Consider the following 19,353-nt stretch of genomic DNA (forward strand, 5'->3'; position numbering starts at 1 on the left):
GGTTTTGCGCCCCCCCCCCCGCTCCCACAGAAAAGCAGATCTGTTTTCGCTCTGGTCTTTGCTTTTAACACTCAAGCCCGCCGGGAGGCCGCTGTGCTCTTGCTTTTGATTTTAATCTGACTGCCCCAATAAGTCCGAGGCCGAACGCAGGTATTGCGGAGCGGCGGCCCGCGGAGCAATGCCGTTTGGTGGACTTTGCCGCTTTTGCAAAGTGACTCGCTGTAAGAGCGAAACCATACGCCGCCGTTACCCAAATAACGGATATGTACCCAATCACTGAGCTGGCTTGCAGGCATGGCATCAGGTTTTTGCAGCCAACTCCCGCAGCACCTTGAGCAATGTGGTCTCACCCTTAACCACGTCCGCCTGCTCAAAGCAGATCCAACCTTCGTTAAACCCATCAATCATGCGCATGCGCGGCATTGGATTCTGCGCGCCTTGCTCACGAAACATCGGCTCCCACGCATCGCGAGACACCACCTGTGCTGTCACACCACGACCAAGCACTTCGGTCAACGTGCGAGCGATGTCGTTCGGGCTGACCCATTGGCCTTCCAGCTCAACTACCCGACGCCCGCTCCAGTGTTGCTGCAACAATTGCGCAGCGAGGCGGCCGACGTCGGCGGTGGCGATCATCGGTACGGTCTTATCCAGCGGTTGCAGGAAGCTGTGGATCACTCCGTGTTCACGGGCGGTGGCTACGTCGTAGGCGGCGTTTTCCATGAACCAGCCCGGACGCAAAAAGGTCACCGGCACGTTCAACGCGCTCAGCGCCTGTTCCATCAAGGTGCGCTGGGTCAGCAGGTTAAGGTGTTCGGCCTGGGCGCCAATGGTCGACAGGCACACCACTTTTTGCGGTGCCGCCGCCTCGATGGCCTGAGCGACGGCGGCAATCACCTTGCGCGCCTCGGGAAAACCCGGCTCCGGGTCGAAATCCGAAGGCGGCAGGATGAACACGCCGGTGGCGCCCTTGAACGCGTCGGTAAGCGTAGCGGCGTCGTCCATATTGGCGATGGCGACCTCGCAACCAAGGGCGGCCCATACGGCGCCTTTGCTGGCATCGCGAATGACTGCGCGCACGGGTTGACGATCGTTGAGGAGAAAGCGCGCGAGGGCGCCGCCGACTTTGCCTGTGATTCCGGTGATGACATACATGGTGTTTACGCCTGTTGTTCCAATGTGTGGATCAAGCATAAACACCGCCCTGGATTGACAGAATAGCGATCCCGTCACTGCATCAGTGACTCAAAATCACGAATCACCCAGCGGTGGCAGCCGGCGCTTTACCGGGGTTTTCTTGACGATGGCCGTGTTGGTTTCGGCGTACGCGTTGAGCCGGTCAAGCAGGGTGTCCAGTTGGTCCATGGTGCGCACATGTAGGCGTGCGATGAAGCAGTCATCGCCGGTCACCTTGTCGCATTCGGTGAACTCGGGGATCGCCTGGATCTGGCGCTCCACCTCCTGCAGTTTCCCGGGCAGTGGGCGGATGCGCACGATGGCTTGCAGCAGATAGCCAAAATGTTTGGGGTCGATGTCCACGGTGTAGTTCTTCAACACGCCACGCTCTTCCAGCCGTCGCAACCGCTCGCCGACGCTGGGGGAGGACAGGCCGGTGATACCCGCCAAGGCCTTGAGGGACAGGCGCGAATCGTCCATCAGCGCGGCGATCAGTTGCTGGTCAATGCTGTCAATCATGGTCGCTCCGAAAGCGATTGCTCAGGTTTGCCTAATAAGAATAGGCGAAATGAAAGGTTCGCCTTATTTAGAATATGGAGTCGCTATAGGCCAGATTGCCATAATTGAGCCTCACTTGAGGAGCTCAATCATGGACAAATCCATACGTCGCGGTTCATGGGAAATGGTCGCCGCCATGCTCATATCCGGCACCATCGGCTGGTTCGTGCTGGTGTCGGGAGTGCCGGTGGTGGAAGTGGTGTTCTGGCGCTGCGTGATCGGCGCGCTGACGTTGCTGGTGGTGTGCTGGCTGCTCGGCTATCTGCGCCTGGACTTGCTGGACTACCGCAAACTCGGGCTGGCGATGCTCAGCGGCGTGGCGATCGTGGGTAATTGGTTGCTGCTGTTCGAGTCCTACGCCAGGGCATCCATCTCCATCAGCACGGCGGTGTATAACGTCCAGCCGTTTATGTTGGTGATGCTGGCGGCGGTGTTCCTGGGGGAGAAAATCACCTTGCAAAAACTTGCCTGGTTGAGCGTGGCTTTCGTCGGGATGCTGGCGATTGTCACCGCTCATGGCAGTCAGCAAAACACTGGGGATGACTACCTGGCGGGTGTGGCATTGGCCCTGGGCGCGGCGTTTCTGTATGCGATTGCGGCGCTGATCATCAAGCGCCTGAAGGAAGTGCCGCCCCATTTGATGGCGTTGATTCAGGTGAGCACGGGTGCCTTGCTGCTGGCACCGCTGATGCAGTGGCACAGCCTGTCTGCATCGATGGATGCTTGGGCGGCACTGTTGACGCTGGGCGTGGTGCATACCGGCTTGATGTACGTATTGCTGTATGGCGCGATCCAGAAGTTACCGACGGCAATCACCGGCGCGCTGTCGTTTATCTACCCGATCGCGGCAATCTTCGTCGACTGGATTGCCTTCGGGCATCGCCTGGGCTGGATGCAATGGCTGGGCGTGGCGGCGATTTTGCTGGCGGCGGCGGGATTGCAGCGGGGTTGGTGGTGGCGTTCGAAAACAGTGATGAGCGTCACGCCGTAGCATGACGCTCACCCGCGACTCAATGTGCGCCGCGCGGGATGGTCTTGAGCAGGTCATCCGGGCTGATATAACCCACCACGCTGCCCGGTTGCGGCAGGCCGAGGATGTGGCCCTTGATCTTGCCGATCACGTGCATCTCGCAAGGCTTGCAGTCGAACTTCAGCGTCAGCACTTCGTCGCCGTGGATCAACTGCATCGGCGCGACCTTGGTCTTCACCCCCGTCACCCCCTTGGCCTGTTTGGGGCACAGGTTGAACGAGAACCGCAGGCAGTGCTTGGTGATCATCACCGGCACTTCGCCGGTTTCTTCGTGGGCTTCATACGCCGCATCGATCAGTTGCACACCGTGACGGTGATAGAAGTCGCGGGCCTTCTGGTTGTAGACGTTGGCCAGGAACGACAGGTGCGATTCCGGATACACCGGCGGCGGCGTGGTTTCCGCCTTGCGGCCGCCCCGTGGATGAGCCTGGATACGCGCCTCGGTCAGCGCCTCGATCACTTCACGGCGCAGGGCCTTGAGCTGCGAGTTCGGGATGAAGAACGCCTGCGGCGCATCCAGCTCGATCGCAGTGGCGTGGTACTGGGTGGTGCCCAGTTGGCCCAGCAGGTCACGCAGGGTTTCCAGGGCCTGTTCCGGCTTGTTGGCCACGCCAAACGGGCCGGGCAGGGCAACGCTGGCGCTGATGCCTTCTTCGCTGGTGACGGTCAGTTCCAGGCGGTCTTCCTGCAGGCGAGCCGCCCAGGACACACCAATACGGCGCTCGGCGGAAGTCTTGAGCAGCGCCTGCTGCCAGTTATGGTCCAGGTTGCGGTTCAACGGATGATTCGGCCGCAGTTGATGCAGGCCGGCCGGCATCTCGTTGGGTTCGACGCGGTAGCGATAGCGCTTCTCGCCGTCTTCTTCGAACTCACCTTTTGGCTCGGCGATGTTCGCGCGGAAACCCACCACTTCACGCTTGATCAGCACATTGAGGCCGTCGCCATTGGACAGCGGCTCATGGGTGACCACTTGCAAGTCACGCTTGCCGGCTTTTTCCACCACACCCACCGGCAGGCCGGTAAAGGTCGGGGTGTCGAAGGCGCCAATGTCGACCTTGCGGTCGGTGACGAAGTAGTCGGTGCTGCCACGGTGGAAGGTCTTTTCCGGGTCCGGCAGGAAGAAATGCGCGGTGCGGCCGCTGGAAGCGCGAGCCAGGTCCGGACGGTCTTCGAGGATCTCGTCGAGGCGCTGACGGTAATAGGCGGTGATGTTCTTCACATAACCCATGTCCTTGTAGCGGCCTTCGATCTTGAACGAACGCACGCCGGCATCCACCAGGGCGCGCAGGTTGGCGCTCTGGTTGTTGTCTTTCATCGACAACAGGTGCTTTTCAAAGGCAACCACACGGCCCTGGTCATCCTTCAGGGTGTAGGGCAGGCGGCAGGCCTGGGAGCAATCGCCACGGTTGGCGCTGCGGCCATTCTGGGCGTGGGAGATGTTGCACTGGCCGGAGAAGGCCACGCACAACGCACCGTGGATAAAGAACTCGATGGCGGCATCGGTTTCATCGGCAATCGCACGGATTTCCTGCAGGTTCAGCTCACGGGCCAACACCAGCTGCGAAAAACCGGCCTGGTCGAGGAACTTGGCCCGGCCCAGGGTGCGGATGTCGGTCTGGGTGCTGGCATGCAGTTCGATGGGCGGGATATCCAGCTCCATCACCCCCAGGTCCTGGACGATCAGCGCGTCGACGCCGGCATCGTAAAGCTCGTGGATCAGCTTGCGCGCCGGCTCAAGCTCGTTGTCGTGCAGGATCGTGTTGATGGTGGTGAACACCCGCGCATGGTAGCGCCGAGCGAACTCCACCAACTGCGCGATATCGCTCACGTCGTTGCAGGCGTTATGGCGCGCGCCGAAACTCGGGCCGCCGATGTACACGGCGTCGGCGCCATGCAGGATGGCCTCGCGGGCGATGGCAACATCGCGCGCAGGGCTGAGCAATTCCAGGTGATGCTTGGGCAAGGACATAGTTTTTTTAGTCAGGCTTGTCACGGAGGCGGGCATTGTAGCTGCGAAATGCCCGACCGGCACCCGCGAGTTGCCCGGTGGCAGATGCTTTGCGTGGGAAATTTCCTACATATTGGCAGGCGACTTCCTTCGCTGAAGGTTACGCCACCTCGCCATTATTAAGGCCTTCGAGTCTGCAAAACGGTTGATGACGATGGCCCCACCACGTGTCCTGGTTATGGAAAACCACAGTTCCCAGCGCAGCGCCCTGGTCAATATGTTGCGACGGCTCGGGGTGCGGGAGGTGTTGCAAGCCAGCAATAGCGAACAGGCAATAATCCAGATGCAGCGCACGGGCGGCGTGGATATCGTGCTTTGCAACCTGGGGGACAAGGGCTCCGAGCAGGTGGAATTTCTGCGCTATGCCAGCCAGATCGGCCTGGTGCAGGCCGTTGGATTGTCCAATGAGCTGCGCCCGGAGTTGCGCCGGGCCCTGGGGCATCTGGAGTTTTTATCGGGTGTGCAGCTGTTGGGTATCTTGAGCACGCCGTTGCAACTGCCGGCACTGGATCACTTGCTTAAACGCTATCGCGCGGCACCGCCGCCCGTACTCAACCCCGCGAGCCGGGTCCCATTGCCCAGCGAAGAAGAGATCCAACTGGGACTGGCCCTGGGCGAGTTCCGCGGCTGGTTCCAGCCCAAGCGGATGATGAACGATGGCAGCCTCGCAGGCGTCGAGGCGCTGGTACGCTGGGAACATCCGGCCCGGGGCTTGCTGCTGCCCAAGGATTTCCTCGCGGCAGTGCTGGCCTATGACCTGATTGATGAAATGTTCAAGCAACTGCTGGAGCAAGGTCTGAAATTGCTCGCCGTGCTGCATCGCCAGGGCGCCGTGCTGGAAATGTCGTTCAACCTGCATGCATCCCAACTGGCCCGCCACGGCCTGATCGAGCATATCCAGGGTGCCCTGCAACGCCACGGCCTGTGCGCTTCGGTGCTGGTGTTCGAGCTGGCCGAAAACGGCTTGCTGGACCTGCAGCCGCCGACCCAGGAAAACCTGCTGCGCCTGCGCTTGATGGGCTGCGGCTTGTCGATTGATGATTTCGGCGTGGGGTTTTCGTCACTCAAGCTGCTGTGCCAGTTGCCGTTCAACCAGATCAAGCTCGATGGCGACCTTATCCGCACCCTCAACGAACCACGCAGCCAGGCCATGGTCGGCAGCACCCTGGCGCTGGCCCGCTCGCTGGACATGAGCCTGGTGATCGAAGGCGTCAGCAACCGGCATATTCGCGACGCGCTGATCAGCCTGGGCTGCGAGGTGGGGCAGGGTTTTTTCCTGGCCCGGCCGATGACCGGCCACGACCTGCTGCATTGGCTGGCGCGGGAAGATGTGCAGCCGTTAAGTTCGCCGGTGGGCTAGGCGGCAAAACTTCAGAATTTTCCTACACTTCAGTCGTGTTCGTGTAACTTGAGCGAGGCGTCGGCTGGTCGCTTATCCATCGTTTTGCGTCACAGGTGCTTCTGTCACCGGAGCTTTCCGGCGCGCCTTACAGGAGGTTACATGTATACCGCTTTGGTTGTGGACGACCATCCCTTCATTCGCTCTTCCGTCAAAATGCTGCTCAGCCAGGTTCAGTTCGAAGTAGTCGCCGAGGCCGATAATGGCGCCGATGCGGTGCAACTGGCCCGGGAGCATGTGCCCGACCTGATCATTCTCGACATCGGCATGCCCAAGCTCGATGGCCTTGAAGTGCTCAACCGCATCGCATCCCTGCGCCTGCCGAGCAAAATCCTCGTGTTCACCTCTCAGTCGGCACTGTTCTATTCCATGCGCTGCATGAAAGCCGGTGCGGCCGGGTTCATTTCCAAGACGAACGACATGGAGGAGGTGACCAAGGCGATCAAGGCGGTGATGGACGGCTACACCTTCTTCCCCAACCTGGCCCACAGCTCGGTACGGCGCAGTGATCTGGAAGCCACTGATCATGATCTGATCCAGAACCTCTCTGACCGCGAATTGACCATCCTGCAACAACTGTCCCAGGGCTTGACCAACAAGGAAATTGGCGACGCCATGCTGATCAGCAACAAGACGGTCAGTACCTACAAGACGCGCCTGATCGAAAAACTCAACGTCAAATCGGTGGTGTATCTGGCCGATTTTGCCAAGCGCAACAACCTCATCTGAATGAACACACTTCTTCGACACGGCCTGCTGGGTTTCCTGTTGCTCTGCGGCCTGGGCAACGCCCTGGCGGCGCCGCAAATGCTCAAGCTGCACGGGCGTTCCGACGTCAGCGACTACAGTGTGGGCCTCGACGAGGCCGACTGGAGATGGCTGCGCGGCAAAGGCACGCTGGTGCTCGGCTCGTCGGCGCCGGACTACTCGCCGTTCAGCATCACCAGCAATCGCCATGACTACGAAGGCATCACGGCCGACTACGCGCAGTTGATGGAGCAGTTGCTACACGTGAAAGTGCGGGTGCAACGGTATGCCTCACGCAATGAGGTGTTGGCTGCGCTCAAGGCGGGTGATGTCGATATGCTGGGCAGCTCCAACGGTTTTGAGGCAGCCGACCCGCAGCTTCAACTTTCCGACGCCTATGCCGAGGATCAGCCGACCCTGGTCAGCCGGGTCGGTGACAGCCAGAACCTCGACCCGGAACTGGCCGGCAAGCGTGTGGCGATGCTCTATCACTATCTGCCGCCCAAAGCGGTCGAAGACTTCTACCCCAAGGCCAGCTTGCAGCTTTACCCGTCCACCCTCAGCGCCATCGGCGCCGTGGCATTCGGCCAGGCCGACGTATACCTGGGCGATGCGATCAGCGCCAATTATCTGATCAACCGCAACTACCTGAACAACGTGCAACTGGCCGACTTCTCACGCATGGAGGTCAGCAATTTTTCCTTTTCGGTCAAGCGCGACAACACGCGCCTGCTGCGGATTATCAATGCGTCACTGGCGGCGATCCCGGTCACCGAGCGCCAGACCATCCTGCGCCGCTGGAGCGCCGGGGGTGCAAGCATGCCAGGCCAGCATCCGCTGCATTTCAGTGTCAGTGAACAGCGCTGGCTGGACAAAAATCCCCGATTGCGCGTGGCGATTGATGAAGACTTCCTGCCGATGTCGTTCTACAGCGCCGAAGGCGAATTCCGCGGCATCAGTGCCGACGTCCTGGCCAAGGTGGCCCTGCGCACGGGCTTGAAGTTCGATATCCAGCGGGTGAGTTCGGTGCGCGAGATGATCGACGCCATCACCAGCAACAAGGCCGACCTGCTCATCACCATCACCCCCAGCGAGGAGCGCGAAGCGGTCCTGCGCTTTACCCGTCCGTACCTGGCCACGCCCTTTGTCCTGGTCACTCGTACTGCACCGAGCAGCCCCAATACCTTGGACGATATGCACGGCAAGCGCCTGGCGGTGATCAGCGGTGATTCCAGCCGCGACATGCTGACCGAGCAATACCCGGACATCCGCCTGGTAGATGCCGACAGCGCCCATGACGCCATGGAGAAAGTCGCCAATGGCGAGGCCGATGCGGCAGTCAATTCGCTGATTACCGCGCGCTATATGATTTCCCGGCAATACCGTGACCGCTTGCGTATCACCAGCACCGTGGGTGTAACCAACTCGCGCATGGCCTTTGCCACGGCCCGCGGCTCGCTGGAATTGTTCTCGATCCTGGACAAGGCGCTGCTCAGCATCGCCCCCGAGGAAATGGACGAGTTGACCAATCGCTGGCGCAGCGAAGTGGTGGTAGGCGACAGCTACTGGCTGCGCAACCGCAGCGCAATTATCCAGGGCTTTGGGATTGCCGCCGTGTTGCTGGTGACTGCCCTGGGCTGGATCGCCTACCTGCGGATGTTGATGCGCAAGCGCAAGCAGGCCGAGCAGGCGTTGAGCGATCAGGTTGAGTTCATGCGAGTCTTGATCAACGGCACGCCGCACCCGATCTATGTGCGTGATCGCCAGGGCAAGTTGCTGATCTGCAACAGTGGTTACCTGGAAGTGTTCCAGGTGGAACGCGAGCAGGTGATCGGCAAGACCGTATTGGACGGTGTGCTGGGCGACCCGGATGAGGCCGCCGCATATCACCGGGATTACCTGCAAGTGATGGAAAGCGGTGAGGCGCAGTTGCAGGATCGCAGCCTGATCATGCCCGATGGCCGCGTACTGACCATTTACCACTGGATGCTGCCATACCGTAGCAGCACCGGCGAAGTCAGCGGCATGATTGCCGGCTGGATTGATATCAGCGAGCGCCAGCGCCTGCTGGAGGACGTTCACGCCGCCAATCGCGCCAAGACCACCTTCCTGGCGACCATGAGCCATGAGATCCGCACACCGATGAACGCGGTGATCGGCATGCTCGAGCTGGCGACGAAAAAGGCTGACCAGGGCGTAATGGATCGCTTCGCGATTGATGTCGCATCCGGCGCAGCACGCGGCTTGCTGGACCTGATCGGCGACATCCTCGACATTGCCCGCATCGAGTCCGGGCGTCTGTCCCTGAACCCCGAGCGCGCCAACCTGCGGGAGTTGTTGGAGTCGGTGGTGCGCATTTTCGAAGGCCTGGCACGGCAGAAACAGCTGCAACTGCAACTCGACCTGGATGCCGGCGTCAACCGTGATGTGTTGATCGACCCGCTGCGCTTCAAGCAGATCGTGTCCAACCTGTTGAGCAACGCCATCAAGTTCACCGCCCAGGGCCACGTGCGCTTGAGTGTGCGAACGGAGGCGGGCAAGGAACAGTTGGGCGTAAGGCTGCAGGTGGAAGACTCGGGCATGGGCATTGGCGAAGAGGACCAGAAACGCCTGTTCAGCCCCTTTACCCAGGCCAGCAACAATGACCAGTCCGCACGTAGCGGCTCCGGCCTGGGTTTGGTCATCAGCCGCACACTCTGCGAAATGATGGGCGGGCGACTGACCCTCGACAGCACCTTGGGCCAGGGCACGCGCATCGACGTGAGGCTGGACCTGACCACCCTTGAGCCGTTGGCAGACAATGCTCCCGTCGAGGACGAGCCGACAGTAATGAGCCACGCGTTGAACATTTTGGTGATTGATGATTACCCGGCCAACCGTCAGTTACTGACCCAGCAACTCAACTATCTGGGCCACCGGGTCGAGGATGCCGAGGACGGTGCCCATGGCTTGCGGGCCTGGCGCAACGGGCAATTCGACGTGGTGATCACTGACTGCAATATGCCCCTGATGAACGGCTACGAACTGGCCCGGGCCATTCGTGCCGACGAGGCGGCCCGTGGATTGCCACCGAGCCTGATCCTTGGTTTTACCGCCAATGCACAGCCGGAAGAGAAGGGCCGGTGCCTGGCCGCCGGCATGGATGACTGCCTGTTCAAGCCCATCAGCCTCAAGGATTTGAGCGCGCGCCTGGCAGGCCTGGCAACGGAGCCGGGGAGTGGACACCCAGGATTTGCTGCAGATGACGATATTGACCTGACCAGCGTCGAGCACCTGGCCGGTGGCAACATTGCTTCGATCAAAAGCTTGTTGGGTGACCTCGCCGCCAGCAATGAGCAGGACATGGCGCGCCTGATGCAACTGTTCACCCGCCACGACCTGCAAGGCCTGGCGGACATCGCGCATCGGGTCAAAGGGGGCGCGCGGATCATCAAGGCCCGAGTACTGATCCGCTGCTGCGAAGACCTGGAAGCCGCCACCCGACAAGCAGACTCCATGCGACTGACCGAGACAGTGGATGCATTGCATCAACAGATGGAGCAACTCGGCGAACGGCTGGAGCGCTACCTCGCCTGAACCTCAGGCGAGTTGGCAATCTCTTTGCGTGGGAATTTTCCTACAAGTCTCAGGGCTAGATACTACGTCCCCAATCCCTGAAGCCTCCGATCATGGACCCGTCGCTCAACGCCGCTGGTTTGTTCCATTACTGGACGCATTCCGCACCAGGCAAACCATTCAGGCATTCGCGACGGCTTTTATCCTTTGATTTGGAGCTGTTCCATGAATCGCAAAGTCTTGGCGATCGCTGCACTGATTTCCACGGGTGCCGTCCAATTCGCTCACGCCTCTGATGGCACCATCAACTTCAACGGTGAACTGCGCAACCAGACCTGCACCATCGCCGTTGACGGCGTTGTCACCCCGGCCGTGGCCACAGTTACATTGCCAACCATTTCCACCGGTCTGCTGACCACCGTTGGCGAAGTCGCTGGCCAAACGGGTTTCAATATCCAGTTGACCAACTGTGTCGGCACCGCAACCACCGCAGCGGCATTCTTCGAAGCCGGTACCAGCGTCGATCCCGTCAGCTTCAACCTGCGCAATATGACCGGCACTGCCACCAACGTTCAACTGCAACTGGTGGACAACTCCAACGGTTCGGTGATCCAGGCCGGCAACACCAACCAGCGCACCAACACCTCCCGCAACACCATCGATGCCAGCGGCGCCGCCAACATGCCGTATGCCGTGCAGTACATCGCCCAGGGTGCCACCACCCCGGGCACGGTGATCGGCTCGGTCACGTACTCCATCGACTACCAATAAGCCCGGCCCTGACGCGCACCCGCGATACGACGCGGTGCGCGTCAGAACCACCGTAGAGGTGCGTGATGTCCTATTTGAAACTTCGCCGTCTCGGTGCCTTGGCACTGCTGGCAAGCCTGGCCTGTTCCCAGGCCACCGCTGGTGTGGTGATCACCGGTACTCGTCTGGTTTACCCCGCGAGCCAGAAGGAAATCACCGTTAAATTGAACAACAACGGCACCCGCCCGGTGCTGGTGCAGTCGTGGGTCGACAGTGGCGACCTGGAGTCCAGCCCGAGCCGCGCACGTGCGCCGTTTGTGCTGTCGCCACCGGTGTCGCGTATCGACCCGAGCAAGGGCCAGAGCCTGCGTCTGATGTATACCGGTACGGCGTTGCCCACCAACCAAGAGTCGGTGTTCTGGCTCAACGTTCTAGAGATCCCGCCGAAAGCCGAAGGCCCGGTGGACCTGAACGTATTGCAGATGGCCTTCCGTTCGCGGATCAAGATTTTTTATCGGCCAGACAACTTGCCAGGCAGCGCCGCCGAGGCCATCAGCCAGGTGCAATGGTCGCTGGAACAGCAAGGCAAGGGCTTTGCGCTGAAAGCCTACAACCCCAGCGCATTCCACGTCTCCCAGGTGGAGTTGAGCCTGGTGGCGGGCGGGCAACGCTACACCAGTGAAAACGGCATGGTCGGTCCAGGGGAGACCCGGATGTTCCCGCTACCGAACTTGAAGGCGCGGCCCGGGAGTGGGGCGGCGGTAGAGTTCAACGCCATCAACGACTACGGCGCGTTACTGCCAACCCGCCAGGCACTTAAACCCTGATCCCGATGTGAGCCTTTCTGCCCACGAGTGACTTATGACGACGTTCTCCAGCCCTGGTACTGACCTGCGGGCACGGCAGCGCTTTGCCTTGAATCCGTTGACAGTGCTTATTCTAAATGCCTTCGTCCTGGGGCCCGGCGCATTGCTGGCCCAGGATGCACATGCCGATGAAGAGGTACAGTTCAACGACGTATTCCTGCCCCAAGACTCCCGCAGTCTCGACCTGAGCCCTTACCAGAAAGGCAATCCGGTGCTGCCGGGCGAATACCGCGCTGACGTTGCAGTCAACGGTCGCCTGGTGACCCGTCAAGACATCCGTATTGAAGCCGAAACCGATGGCAGCAGCCCGGTGGTGTGTGTCAATAAAGCAGTATTGGAGATGATCGGCGTCGACCTGCGCCGCCTGACACCAGAGGCCACTGTTGAGCTGGAAAGCGGTAAGCAGTGCCTGGAACTGGCGCGGCTGATCGACGGCGCAACCGCTGCATTCTCGCCGTCTACCCAGTTGCTCGACATCAGCATTCCGCAGATTGCCCTGCGCCGTGATGCGCGCAATGCCGTCAGTCCGGAGTTGTGGGACCGGGGCGTTACCGCCGCGATGTTGAGCTACACCCTGAACGCCAACCACAACCAGACCCGCACCGGTAACTACGACACGGCGTATTTGGGCCTGAATGCCGGGTTTAACCTGGGCGATTGGCGTTTGCGCCATAACGGTTCGCTGAACTGGCAGAAAGACAGTGGCCAGACTTATCAGACGCTCAATACCTATGCCCAGCGCGACATTACGTCGCTGAAAAGCCAGCTGACCGTGGGCGAGGCCAACACCAGCGGCGAAATTTTTGACACCCTGGCTTATCGCGGGGTGCAACTGGGCACCGACGATCGCATGTTGCCCGAATCCCAGCGCGGCTATGCGCCAGTGATTCGCGGTATCGCCCGCACCAGCGCACGTGTTGCGGTGCGCCAGGCGGGAAACCTGCTGTACGAAACCACGGTGGCGCCGGGCGCGTTTGTGATCGACGACTTGTATTCCACTGGTTATGGCGGTGACCTGGACGTCACTGTGTACGAGGCTGACGGCAGCGAGCAACGCTTTATCGTGCCGTTCGCCGCGACCGCTCAACTGCTGCGACCCGGTACCTCGCGCTTCAACCTGACGGCAGGGCAAACCCGCAACAATTCCATCTCGCGCCAGGCCAAGGTGGTGCAGGGCACCTACCAACGAGGGTTGAGCAACCTGTTTACCGGCTACGGCGGTGTCCAGGCCAGCGACGACTACCGTGCAACCCTGGGCGGCCTGGCCTTGAGTACACCGATCGGCGCATTGGCGGCCGACGTCACACACGCACAGACCCAACTGCGCAGCGGCAGCTCAAGCGGTCAGAGCCTGCGCCTGACGTACAGCAAAAACATTCTCAGTACCGGCAGTAACTTCGCCCTGGCGGCTACGCGGTTCTCTACCGAGGGCTACCTGGACTTCAGCAACGCCGTACAACTGCTCGCAGCCGAGCGTGATGGCCTGGACACCAGCCTGTACGGCCGGCCTCGCAGCCGCTTGACGCTGTCCGCCAACCAGAGCCTGGGCGGTTGGGGCCAGGTGGCATTCAGCGGGTTTACCCAGAATTACTGGAACCTGCCAGGCAGCGATGTGCAGTACCAGCTCAGCTACAACAAGCAAGTCAACCAAGTGAGCTACGGCATCAGCGCCAACCGCAGTCGCGCAGGGCTGGGCGGCATGCAGAACTCGATGCTGTTCACCGTCAGCCTGCCGCTGGGCTTTGGCGACTCGATCAATCGTCCGCAACTGTCGGCGCGGGTCATGCGCGACACCGGCGGCAGTGTCAGCCAGCAAGCCACTGTGAGCGGCACCGCCGGGCAAGACCGCCAGTACAGTTACAGCGCGAATGCCGGTCACGACGGTGCCAGTGCCAGTAACAGCACAGCCCTCAACGGCCAATACACCGGTTCCAAGGCCATCGTCGGTGGCACTCTGAACAATGGCCAGGGCTACAACAGCCTATCGCTGAACGCCAGTGGCAGCGTGGTAGCTCACCCGAGCGGGGTGACGTTCACACCGTACCGGGGCGACACCATGGCAGTGGTCAGCGCTCCCGGTGCAGCGGGCGCAAAAGTGGTGGGTTACCCCGGCCTGAAACTCGATGGGCGCGGCAATGCCGTCGTGCCGTACCTGCGGCCCTATGAACTCAACGAAGTGGCGATCGACCCAGTCGGTACCTCACTGGACGTGGAATTGAGCGAAACCAGCCAGCAAGTCGCTCCCCGTGCCGGTGCCGTGGTGGCGTTGAAATACGGCACCCGCACTGGTGAAGCCTTGCTGCTCAACGTCAGCCTGGCCGATGGCAGCACGTTGCCGTTCGGCGCCTCGGTTGTGGATGACCGTGGCGTGTCGGTGGGCATGGTCGGGCAGGGCGGGCAGCTTTATGCCCGAATCAAGGAAAACGCGCACCGGCTGTTGATCAGTTGGGGCACCCAGGCCAACCAGCAATGTGCCTTGACGCTGCCTGCGGGCAAACGTGATGGCCAGCAACTGCGCCAGGTGGATGCGGTGTGCACCCCCGATCCCGTGGCGGCGGTTGCGGCCCGATAATGCTCTGAAGGAGAAACTGACATGATTCAGAAGAAACCCTGGGCCTTGCGCCTGCTGGCGCTATCTGGCCTGCTGGCCGGTGTCGCCTTTTGCAGTGCCAAGGCTGTTGCCGGCACCTGCGAACTCAATCCGGCAACAAACCCACTGGGCAGCCAGCCGATCATTGCCACCATGCCGCTGTTGGGCGCAAACCTGACCGTGGGGCGCGACCTGCCGGTTGGCAGTGAAATCTATCGCCAGACGTTCATGCCTACTACCACCACCAATTTACATTGCCTCAACCTGACAGCTCAGCCGCTGGAACGGGATTACTTCACCGCCACGCCATTGCCGTTGTCCGCCTGGATGGGCTCTCCCTACGGAGGCAAGACCTACGAGACTGGGGTCGCCGGAGTCGGCGTGGTGATCTGGTTTCGCAGTGACGTGCTGCCCTACACCTGGAGTATGCCCAACTGCGACACGATGATGGCCAACTGCGGGATCAACTCCGCACCTGGAAACATGGCATTGGTTGTGTCGCTGATCAAGACCGGCAATGTGGCGGCCGGCGTGATCAACGGAGCAAACTTTCCTTCGGTCGTTCGTGACATCGTCACCGACAACATCCTGCCCGTGCTGCGGCTGAACTTCTCCGGCACGATCAACATCGTCTCGCGTACCTGCACCACACCGGACGTGCCGGTGCCGCTGGGCAGTTATCGGGTCGGTGAACTGGGCGGCGTCGGGAATGGCACGCCATGGAAGGAGTTTGACATCCAGTTGCTCAATTGCCCGGCGTTCCACGGCTACTTTTCAACGACTGGCCCGCAATGGAGTAACGACGGCAGCACGTTGCCCGGTACTCGCACCAACAACGCAGTGAACTTCCGACTGGACCCGGTCAACGGCGTGATCGACGCGGCGAATGGCGTGATGAGCCTGACCAACAGCGCACCCGGCGAGGCGCCGGCGGCGACAGGTGTCGGCATCCAGATCGCTCGCCGCACAGCAGTGCCCGTACCTTTGGGCACCATGGTGGCGGGGTTCCAGGCCAGCCTGACGTCCTTGGAAGGCGCCAGCTTTGCCATCCCGCTGCAAGCGCGCTACCTGCAAACTCAAGGCACCGTAACCCCCGGGCCGGCAAACGGTGCCGCGGTGTTCACACTGGATTATCAGTGAACTATCCACTAGGAAATTTCCTACAAGAGCGCGGCACCATTCATACGTAGTCAACCCACCCCACACCCGATACTGAGCCTCGTTGAACGGCCCCACCGACCAAGCGGACCGGGCCTTGCAACCTGATTGAAGCCCTCATCGGGCTTCAGACTTTCCTCACTATCTGGATTACGTTATGAACAAGTTTGCGCTTAAAGGTCTGTTTGCCGCTGTCATCCTCGCCGCTGGTTCCCAGGCTGCCATGGCTGCTGACGGTGAAATCAACTTCGTCGGTTCCGTAACCGACAACACCTGCCCGGTGGTCGTGACTGACCTGAACGGTTCGGTCGGTGCTGGCGATGTGGGCCTGGGCGACGTGCCCGCCACTTCCCTGGCTACCGTTGGTGCTGTTGCCGGTGGCGGCGCGTTCTCCCTGACTATTGACACTAACGCCCCAGGTTGCAGCGTCACCGGCAAGAGCGCCGTGGTCAAATTCCTGTCCCTGAGCGGCACTGCCGGCGCCAGCGGCCAGTGGATCGGCATCACCCCGGACGCCGGTCACGCCACCAACGTTGCAGTACAGATCAAGGACGCCACCGACAAGGACGTGCAACTGGGCCTGGAATCGGCTCCGTACCTGGACCTGACCCAGCCGCTGCGCTTCACCGCCAACTACATCGCTACCGGCATTGCGACCTCCGGCCCGGCCAACGCCAAGGCTGCGTTCACCGTCGAGTACCAGTAAGCCCTGTTGATGCGCCGCTGCAGCGTTGATGCGCGCAGCGGCCATCCCCTCGCTCACGGCAAGAGGATGATCGAAATGAACGTTTCCCCCTTCAAGAAGGCATCGGCCCTGGCGCTGTTGCTCAGTACTGCACTGCTCAGCACGGCCAGCCAGGCCGGTGTGATGCTCGGCGGCACGCGGATCGTGTTCGACGGCAACAAACGCGACGCGTCGATCACCGTCAGCAACACCACGGCGCAGCCGTACATGGTGCAGACCTGGGTCAACACCGAAGCCGATGACATGACCACCGCCACGCCCTTTGTGTCGACGCCGCCGCTGTTCCGACTGGACCCGCGCAAAGAGCAAATGGTGCGCATCCAGAAAGTCGCCGGCAACCTGCCGAGCGACCGTGAATCGGTGTTCTATTTCAACGCCCAGGAAATCCCGGTGGCCAGCGAAGGCAACGCCAATACGCTGAAGATTGCCATGCGCACCCGCGTCAAATTGTTCTATCGCCCGGCCGGTCTCAAGGGCAATGCGATGGAAGCACCGTCGCAGCTGACCTGGAGCCTTGCGCAGGAACAGGGCAGGGCCGTGCTGGTGGTCAATAACCCGTCGCCGTTCCATATCTCGTTCATTGGCGTGACTGCCAAGTCTGCCGGCCAGAGCGTCGAGGTCAACGAGCCGACGATGGTCGCGCCGATGAGCAGCCAGCGTTATCCGCTGCCGGGCTTCAAAGGCACAACCGGCGAAGTGGTGTTCTCGGCCATCAATGATTACGGCGGCTACAGCGAGCCGCAGACCGTGTCACTGAACCGCTGATTCCTTTTCTTCCTGTAGACGTTTGCGCGTGCCACGACTGTGGCGCGGCGGCCGGGTATTGCCATGCGAATCGATAACTCCTTCAGCTTTAGTCGTTTGCCTTTGTGGGTCGCCGTGGCGGCCGCCTGTGCCGGTGAATTGGCCGTGGCCGGTGAGCCTGCCAAGTTCGATGCCGGCTTCATGCAGTCGTTTGGCGGCGCCGGGGCCGGGCCCAACCTTGACCTGGATGCGGTGGCTAACAGCGGCAGCATCGGTCCTGGTACCTACCCGGTGCTGATTCGCCTGAACCAGAGCTTTTTCGACCGGCGTGACATGACCTTCATCAAGGATGAGCAGGGCAGTGACGTACGTGTATGCCTGTCCGAGGCTTTTCTCAAGGAACTCGGGGTGAAGCTGGAGGCGTTCAAGGTGCCCGGCGAAACACTGCCCGCGTGCATCGACCTGGCAGCTCTGATCGAAGGCGCCTCGGTGACCTTCAACGCCAACTACCTGGCCCTGGATATCAGCGTGCCGCAGATCGCCCTGAGCCGGGATGCGGCCGGCTACGTGGCACCGTCGGAATGGGACCGCGGCATCAACGCCGCGATGCTCAACTACCAGTTTTCCGCTGCGCAAACCAACAGCGACGCCCGGGGCACCGGCAATCAGTACAACCTGTATGCCACCGGTGGTTTCAACCTCGGCGACTGGCGTTTTCGCTCCAGCTCCTCGTTCCGCCAGGGCGATGAAGGTGGCCGCCAGTGGCAGCGCAGCAATACCTACGCGCAACGGGACATCACGCCGCTGAAGGCTACGCTGACGATGGGCGAGAGCTTCACCCCTGGCGATGTGTTCGACAGCGTGCCGTTTCGCGGTGTGCAACTGGCCTCGGACATGGGCATGTTGCCGGACTCGATGCAGGGCTACGCCCCGGTGATCCGTGGCATCGCCGAAACCCAGGCCAAGGTCGAAGTGCGCCAGAACGGCTACTCGCTGTACACCACTTACGTGGCGCCGGGTGCATTTGAGATCAACGACCTCAACGCCGCCTCGGGCAGCGGCGACCTGGAAGTGATCATCACCGAAGCCGACGGACGTGAACGACGTTTCACCCAGCCGTACGCAACCCTGGCCAACATGCTGCGGGAAAACACCTGGCGCTATAGCGCGACTGTGGGCGAATACAACTCGGCCAACGGCGGCGAGCGGCCGATGTTTACCCAGGCGTCCCTGGCCTATGGCTTGCCGTTCGACCTGACCCTGTACGGCGGCTTTCTGGGGGCTGATTTTTACCGTGCCGGTGTGGTTGGCGTGGGCAAGAGCCTGGGCAGCATCGGCGCCGTCTCGGTCGACGTCACCCAGGCGCAGACCGACGTGCCCAAGGCCGTCACCACCCAAGGCGACAGCAAAAAAGGCCAGAGCATCGGCCTGCGCTACGGGAAGGCATTTGAAAGCGGCACCTCGGTGCGCTTCGCCGGTTACCGCTATTCCACCGAAGGCTATCGCGACTTCAGCGAAGCCGTGGATTTGCAGCAACCCAACGACTACAGCCAGTTCTCCAAGCGCAGCAAGGTCGAGGCCAGCGTCAACCAGGCCCTGGACAACTACGGCTCGCTGTACTTGAACCTGAGCAAGCAGAACTACTGGGGCACGTCCCGTGAAGACAAGCAGATGCAGCTGGGTTTCAACACCCAGTACAAGGGCGTGACCTATGGCGTGTACGCCAGCAAGACCCTGACAGACGACTTCGGCTCCAACAACCAGGTGGTCTTCACTGTGTCCATGCCCCTGGGACAAACCCGCAGCACCGGTACCTTCAGCGTCACCCGCAACAATGACGGCAGCCTGGATCAACGGGCCGGCCTCAGTGGTCGCGATGGCAACCTGAACTACAACGTCAACGCCAACCGCGTGGAAAACACCGGTAACAACGGTTCGGCACTGCTGGGCTACCGTGCACCGTTTGCCCAGTTGGGCGCCGGTGTGAGCGTCGGCTCGGGCTACCGGCAGACCTCGGTCAGCGCGGC

General features: G+C 61.2%; 14 protein-coding genes. 11 read left to right on the top strand and 3 right to left on the bottom strand.

Annotation, left to right across the window (positions count from 1 at the left end; genetic code table 11):
* Nucleotides 1-300: 300 nt before the first annotated feature.
* Nucleotides 301-1,155 carry an NmrA family NAD(P)-binding protein gene (locus tag HX846_RS18070; RefSeq protein WP_178965827.1) on the bottom strand — a complete coding sequence of 285 codons (855 nt, stop codon included), beginning with the start codon at nt 1,153-1,155 and terminating at the stop codon, nt 301-303.
* A gap of 96 nt (nt 1,156-1,251) precedes the next feature.
* Nucleotides 1,252-1,695: an Lrp/AsnC family transcriptional regulator gene (locus tag HX846_RS18075; protein ID WP_008433323.1), complete on the bottom strand. Its 444-nt coding sequence runs from the start codon at nt 1,693-1,695 to the stop codon at nt 1,252-1,254.
* A 130-nt stretch (nt 1,696-1,825) separates the two neighbouring features.
* Here HX846_RS18075 and HX846_RS18080 point away from each other — a divergent pair, with 130 nt between their 5' ends.
* A complete protein-coding gene (locus tag HX846_RS18080) occupies nt 1,826-2,725 on the top strand; it encodes a DMT family transporter (RefSeq protein WP_177046676.1) in 900 nt (299 codons plus the stop codon).
* 19 nt (nt 2,726-2,744) lie between these two features.
* Here the strand turns inward: HX846_RS18080 and HX846_RS18085 are convergent, their stop codons facing one another.
* A complete protein-coding gene (locus tag HX846_RS18085) occupies nt 2,745-4,733 on the bottom strand; it encodes a U32 family peptidase (protein ID WP_003217801.1) in 1,989 nt (662 codons plus the stop codon).
* A gap of 217 nt (nt 4,734-4,950) precedes the next feature.
* On the opposite strand from HX846_RS18085, the gene HX846_RS18090 reads away from it, so the two are divergent.
* From HX846_RS18090 to HX846_RS18135, 10 genes are all read left to right on the top strand, one after another.
* Nucleotides 4,951-6,132, top strand: coding sequence for an EAL domain-containing protein (locus HX846_RS18090; RefSeq protein WP_235616461.1), 1,182 nt, complete (start codon nt 4,951-4,953; stop codon nt 6,130-6,132).
* A gap of 141 nt (nt 6,133-6,273) precedes the next feature.
* Complete coding sequence (locus tag HX846_RS18095) at nt 6,274-6,900, top strand: response regulator transcription factor (protein ID WP_087693805.1); 627 nt, start codon at nt 6,274-6,276, stop codon at nt 6,898-6,900.
* Nucleotides 6,901-10,494, top strand: a complete 3,594-nt coding sequence (locus tag HX846_RS18100) for a transporter substrate-binding domain-containing protein (protein WP_178965828.1) — start codon at nt 6,901-6,903, stop codon at nt 10,492-10,494.
* 204 nt (nt 10,495-10,698) lie between these two features.
* Nucleotides 10,699-11,244, top strand: coding sequence for a fimbrial protein (locus HX846_RS18105; protein ID WP_087693807.1), 546 nt, complete (start codon nt 10,699-10,701; stop codon nt 11,242-11,244).
* Nucleotides 11,245-11,309: 65 nt separating this feature from the next.
* Nucleotides 11,310-12,050, top strand: coding sequence for a fimbria/pilus periplasmic chaperone (locus HX846_RS18110; RefSeq protein ID WP_087693808.1), 741 nt, complete (start codon nt 11,310-11,312; stop codon nt 12,048-12,050).
* Between the two features lie 34 nt (nt 12,051-12,084).
* Nucleotides 12,085-14,661: a fimbria/pilus outer membrane usher protein gene (locus HX846_RS18115; protein ID WP_178965829.1), complete on the top strand. Its 2,577-nt coding sequence runs from the start codon at nt 12,085-12,087 to the stop codon at nt 14,659-14,661.
* Between the two features lie 21 nt (nt 14,662-14,682).
* On the top strand, nt 14,683-15,819 hold the full coding sequence (locus tag HX846_RS18120; protein WP_178965830.1) for a fimbrial protein: 1,137 nt from the start codon (nt 14,683-14,685) through the stop codon (nt 15,817-15,819).
* Between the two features lie 175 nt (nt 15,820-15,994).
* Nucleotides 15,995-16,543, top strand: coding sequence for a fimbrial protein (locus HX846_RS18125; protein ID WP_087693811.1), 549 nt, complete (start codon nt 15,995-15,997; stop codon nt 16,541-16,543).
* Nucleotides 16,544-16,618: 75 nt separating this feature from the next.
* Nucleotides 16,619-17,347: a molecular chaperone gene (locus tag HX846_RS18130; RefSeq protein WP_235616460.1), complete on the top strand. Its 729-nt coding sequence runs from the start codon at nt 16,619-16,621 to the stop codon at nt 17,345-17,347.
* 63 nt (nt 17,348-17,410) lie between these two features.
* Nucleotides 17,411-19,353, top strand: a 1,943-nt coding sequence (locus HX846_RS18135) for a fimbria/pilus outer membrane usher protein (RefSeq protein WP_178965831.1), incomplete at its 3' end; no start/stop codon positions are given.

The sequence above is a fragment of the Pseudomonas sp. K5002 genome (assembly GCF_013386655.1).
GTDB lineage: Bacteria > Pseudomonadota > Gammaproteobacteria > Pseudomonadales > Pseudomonadaceae > Aquipseudomonas.

Coding starts and splice junctions, on each gene's coding strand:
- HX846_RS18070 (WP_178965827.1), bottom strand. CDS start 1,155: ATGTATGTCATCACCGGAATCACAGGCAAAGTCGGCGGCGCCCTCGCG.
- HX846_RS18075 (WP_008433323.1), bottom strand. CDS start 1,695: ATGATTGACAGCATTGACCAGCAACTGATCGCCGCGCTGATGGACGAT.
- HX846_RS18080 (WP_177046676.1), top strand. CDS start 1,826: ATGGACAAATCCATACGTCGCGGTTCATGGGAAATGGTCGCCGCCATG.
- HX846_RS18085 (WP_003217801.1), bottom strand. CDS start 4,733: ATGTCCTTGCCCAAGCATCACCTGGAATTGCTCAGCCCTGCGCGCGAT.
- HX846_RS18090 (WP_235616461.1), top strand. CDS start 4,951: ATGGAAAACCACAGTTCCCAGCGCAGCGCCCTGGTCAATATGTTGCGA.
- HX846_RS18095 (WP_087693805.1), top strand. CDS start 6,274: ATGTATACCGCTTTGGTTGTGGACGACCATCCCTTCATTCGCTCTTCC.
- HX846_RS18100 (WP_178965828.1), top strand. CDS start 6,901: ATGAACACACTTCTTCGACACGGCCTGCTGGGTTTCCTGTTGCTCTGC.
- HX846_RS18105 (WP_087693807.1), top strand. CDS start 10,699: ATGAATCGCAAAGTCTTGGCGATCGCTGCACTGATTTCCACGGGTGCC.
- HX846_RS18110 (WP_087693808.1), top strand. CDS start 11,310: ATGTCCTATTTGAAACTTCGCCGTCTCGGTGCCTTGGCACTGCTGGCA.
- HX846_RS18115 (WP_178965829.1), top strand. CDS start 12,085: ATGACGACGTTCTCCAGCCCTGGTACTGACCTGCGGGCACGGCAGCGC.
- HX846_RS18120 (WP_178965830.1), top strand. CDS start 14,683: ATGATTCAGAAGAAACCCTGGGCCTTGCGCCTGCTGGCGCTATCTGGC.
- HX846_RS18125 (WP_087693811.1), top strand. CDS start 15,995: ATGAACAAGTTTGCGCTTAAAGGTCTGTTTGCCGCTGTCATCCTCGCC.
- HX846_RS18130 (WP_235616460.1), top strand. CDS start 16,619: ATGAACGTTTCCCCCTTCAAGAAGGCATCGGCCCTGGCGCTGTTGCTC.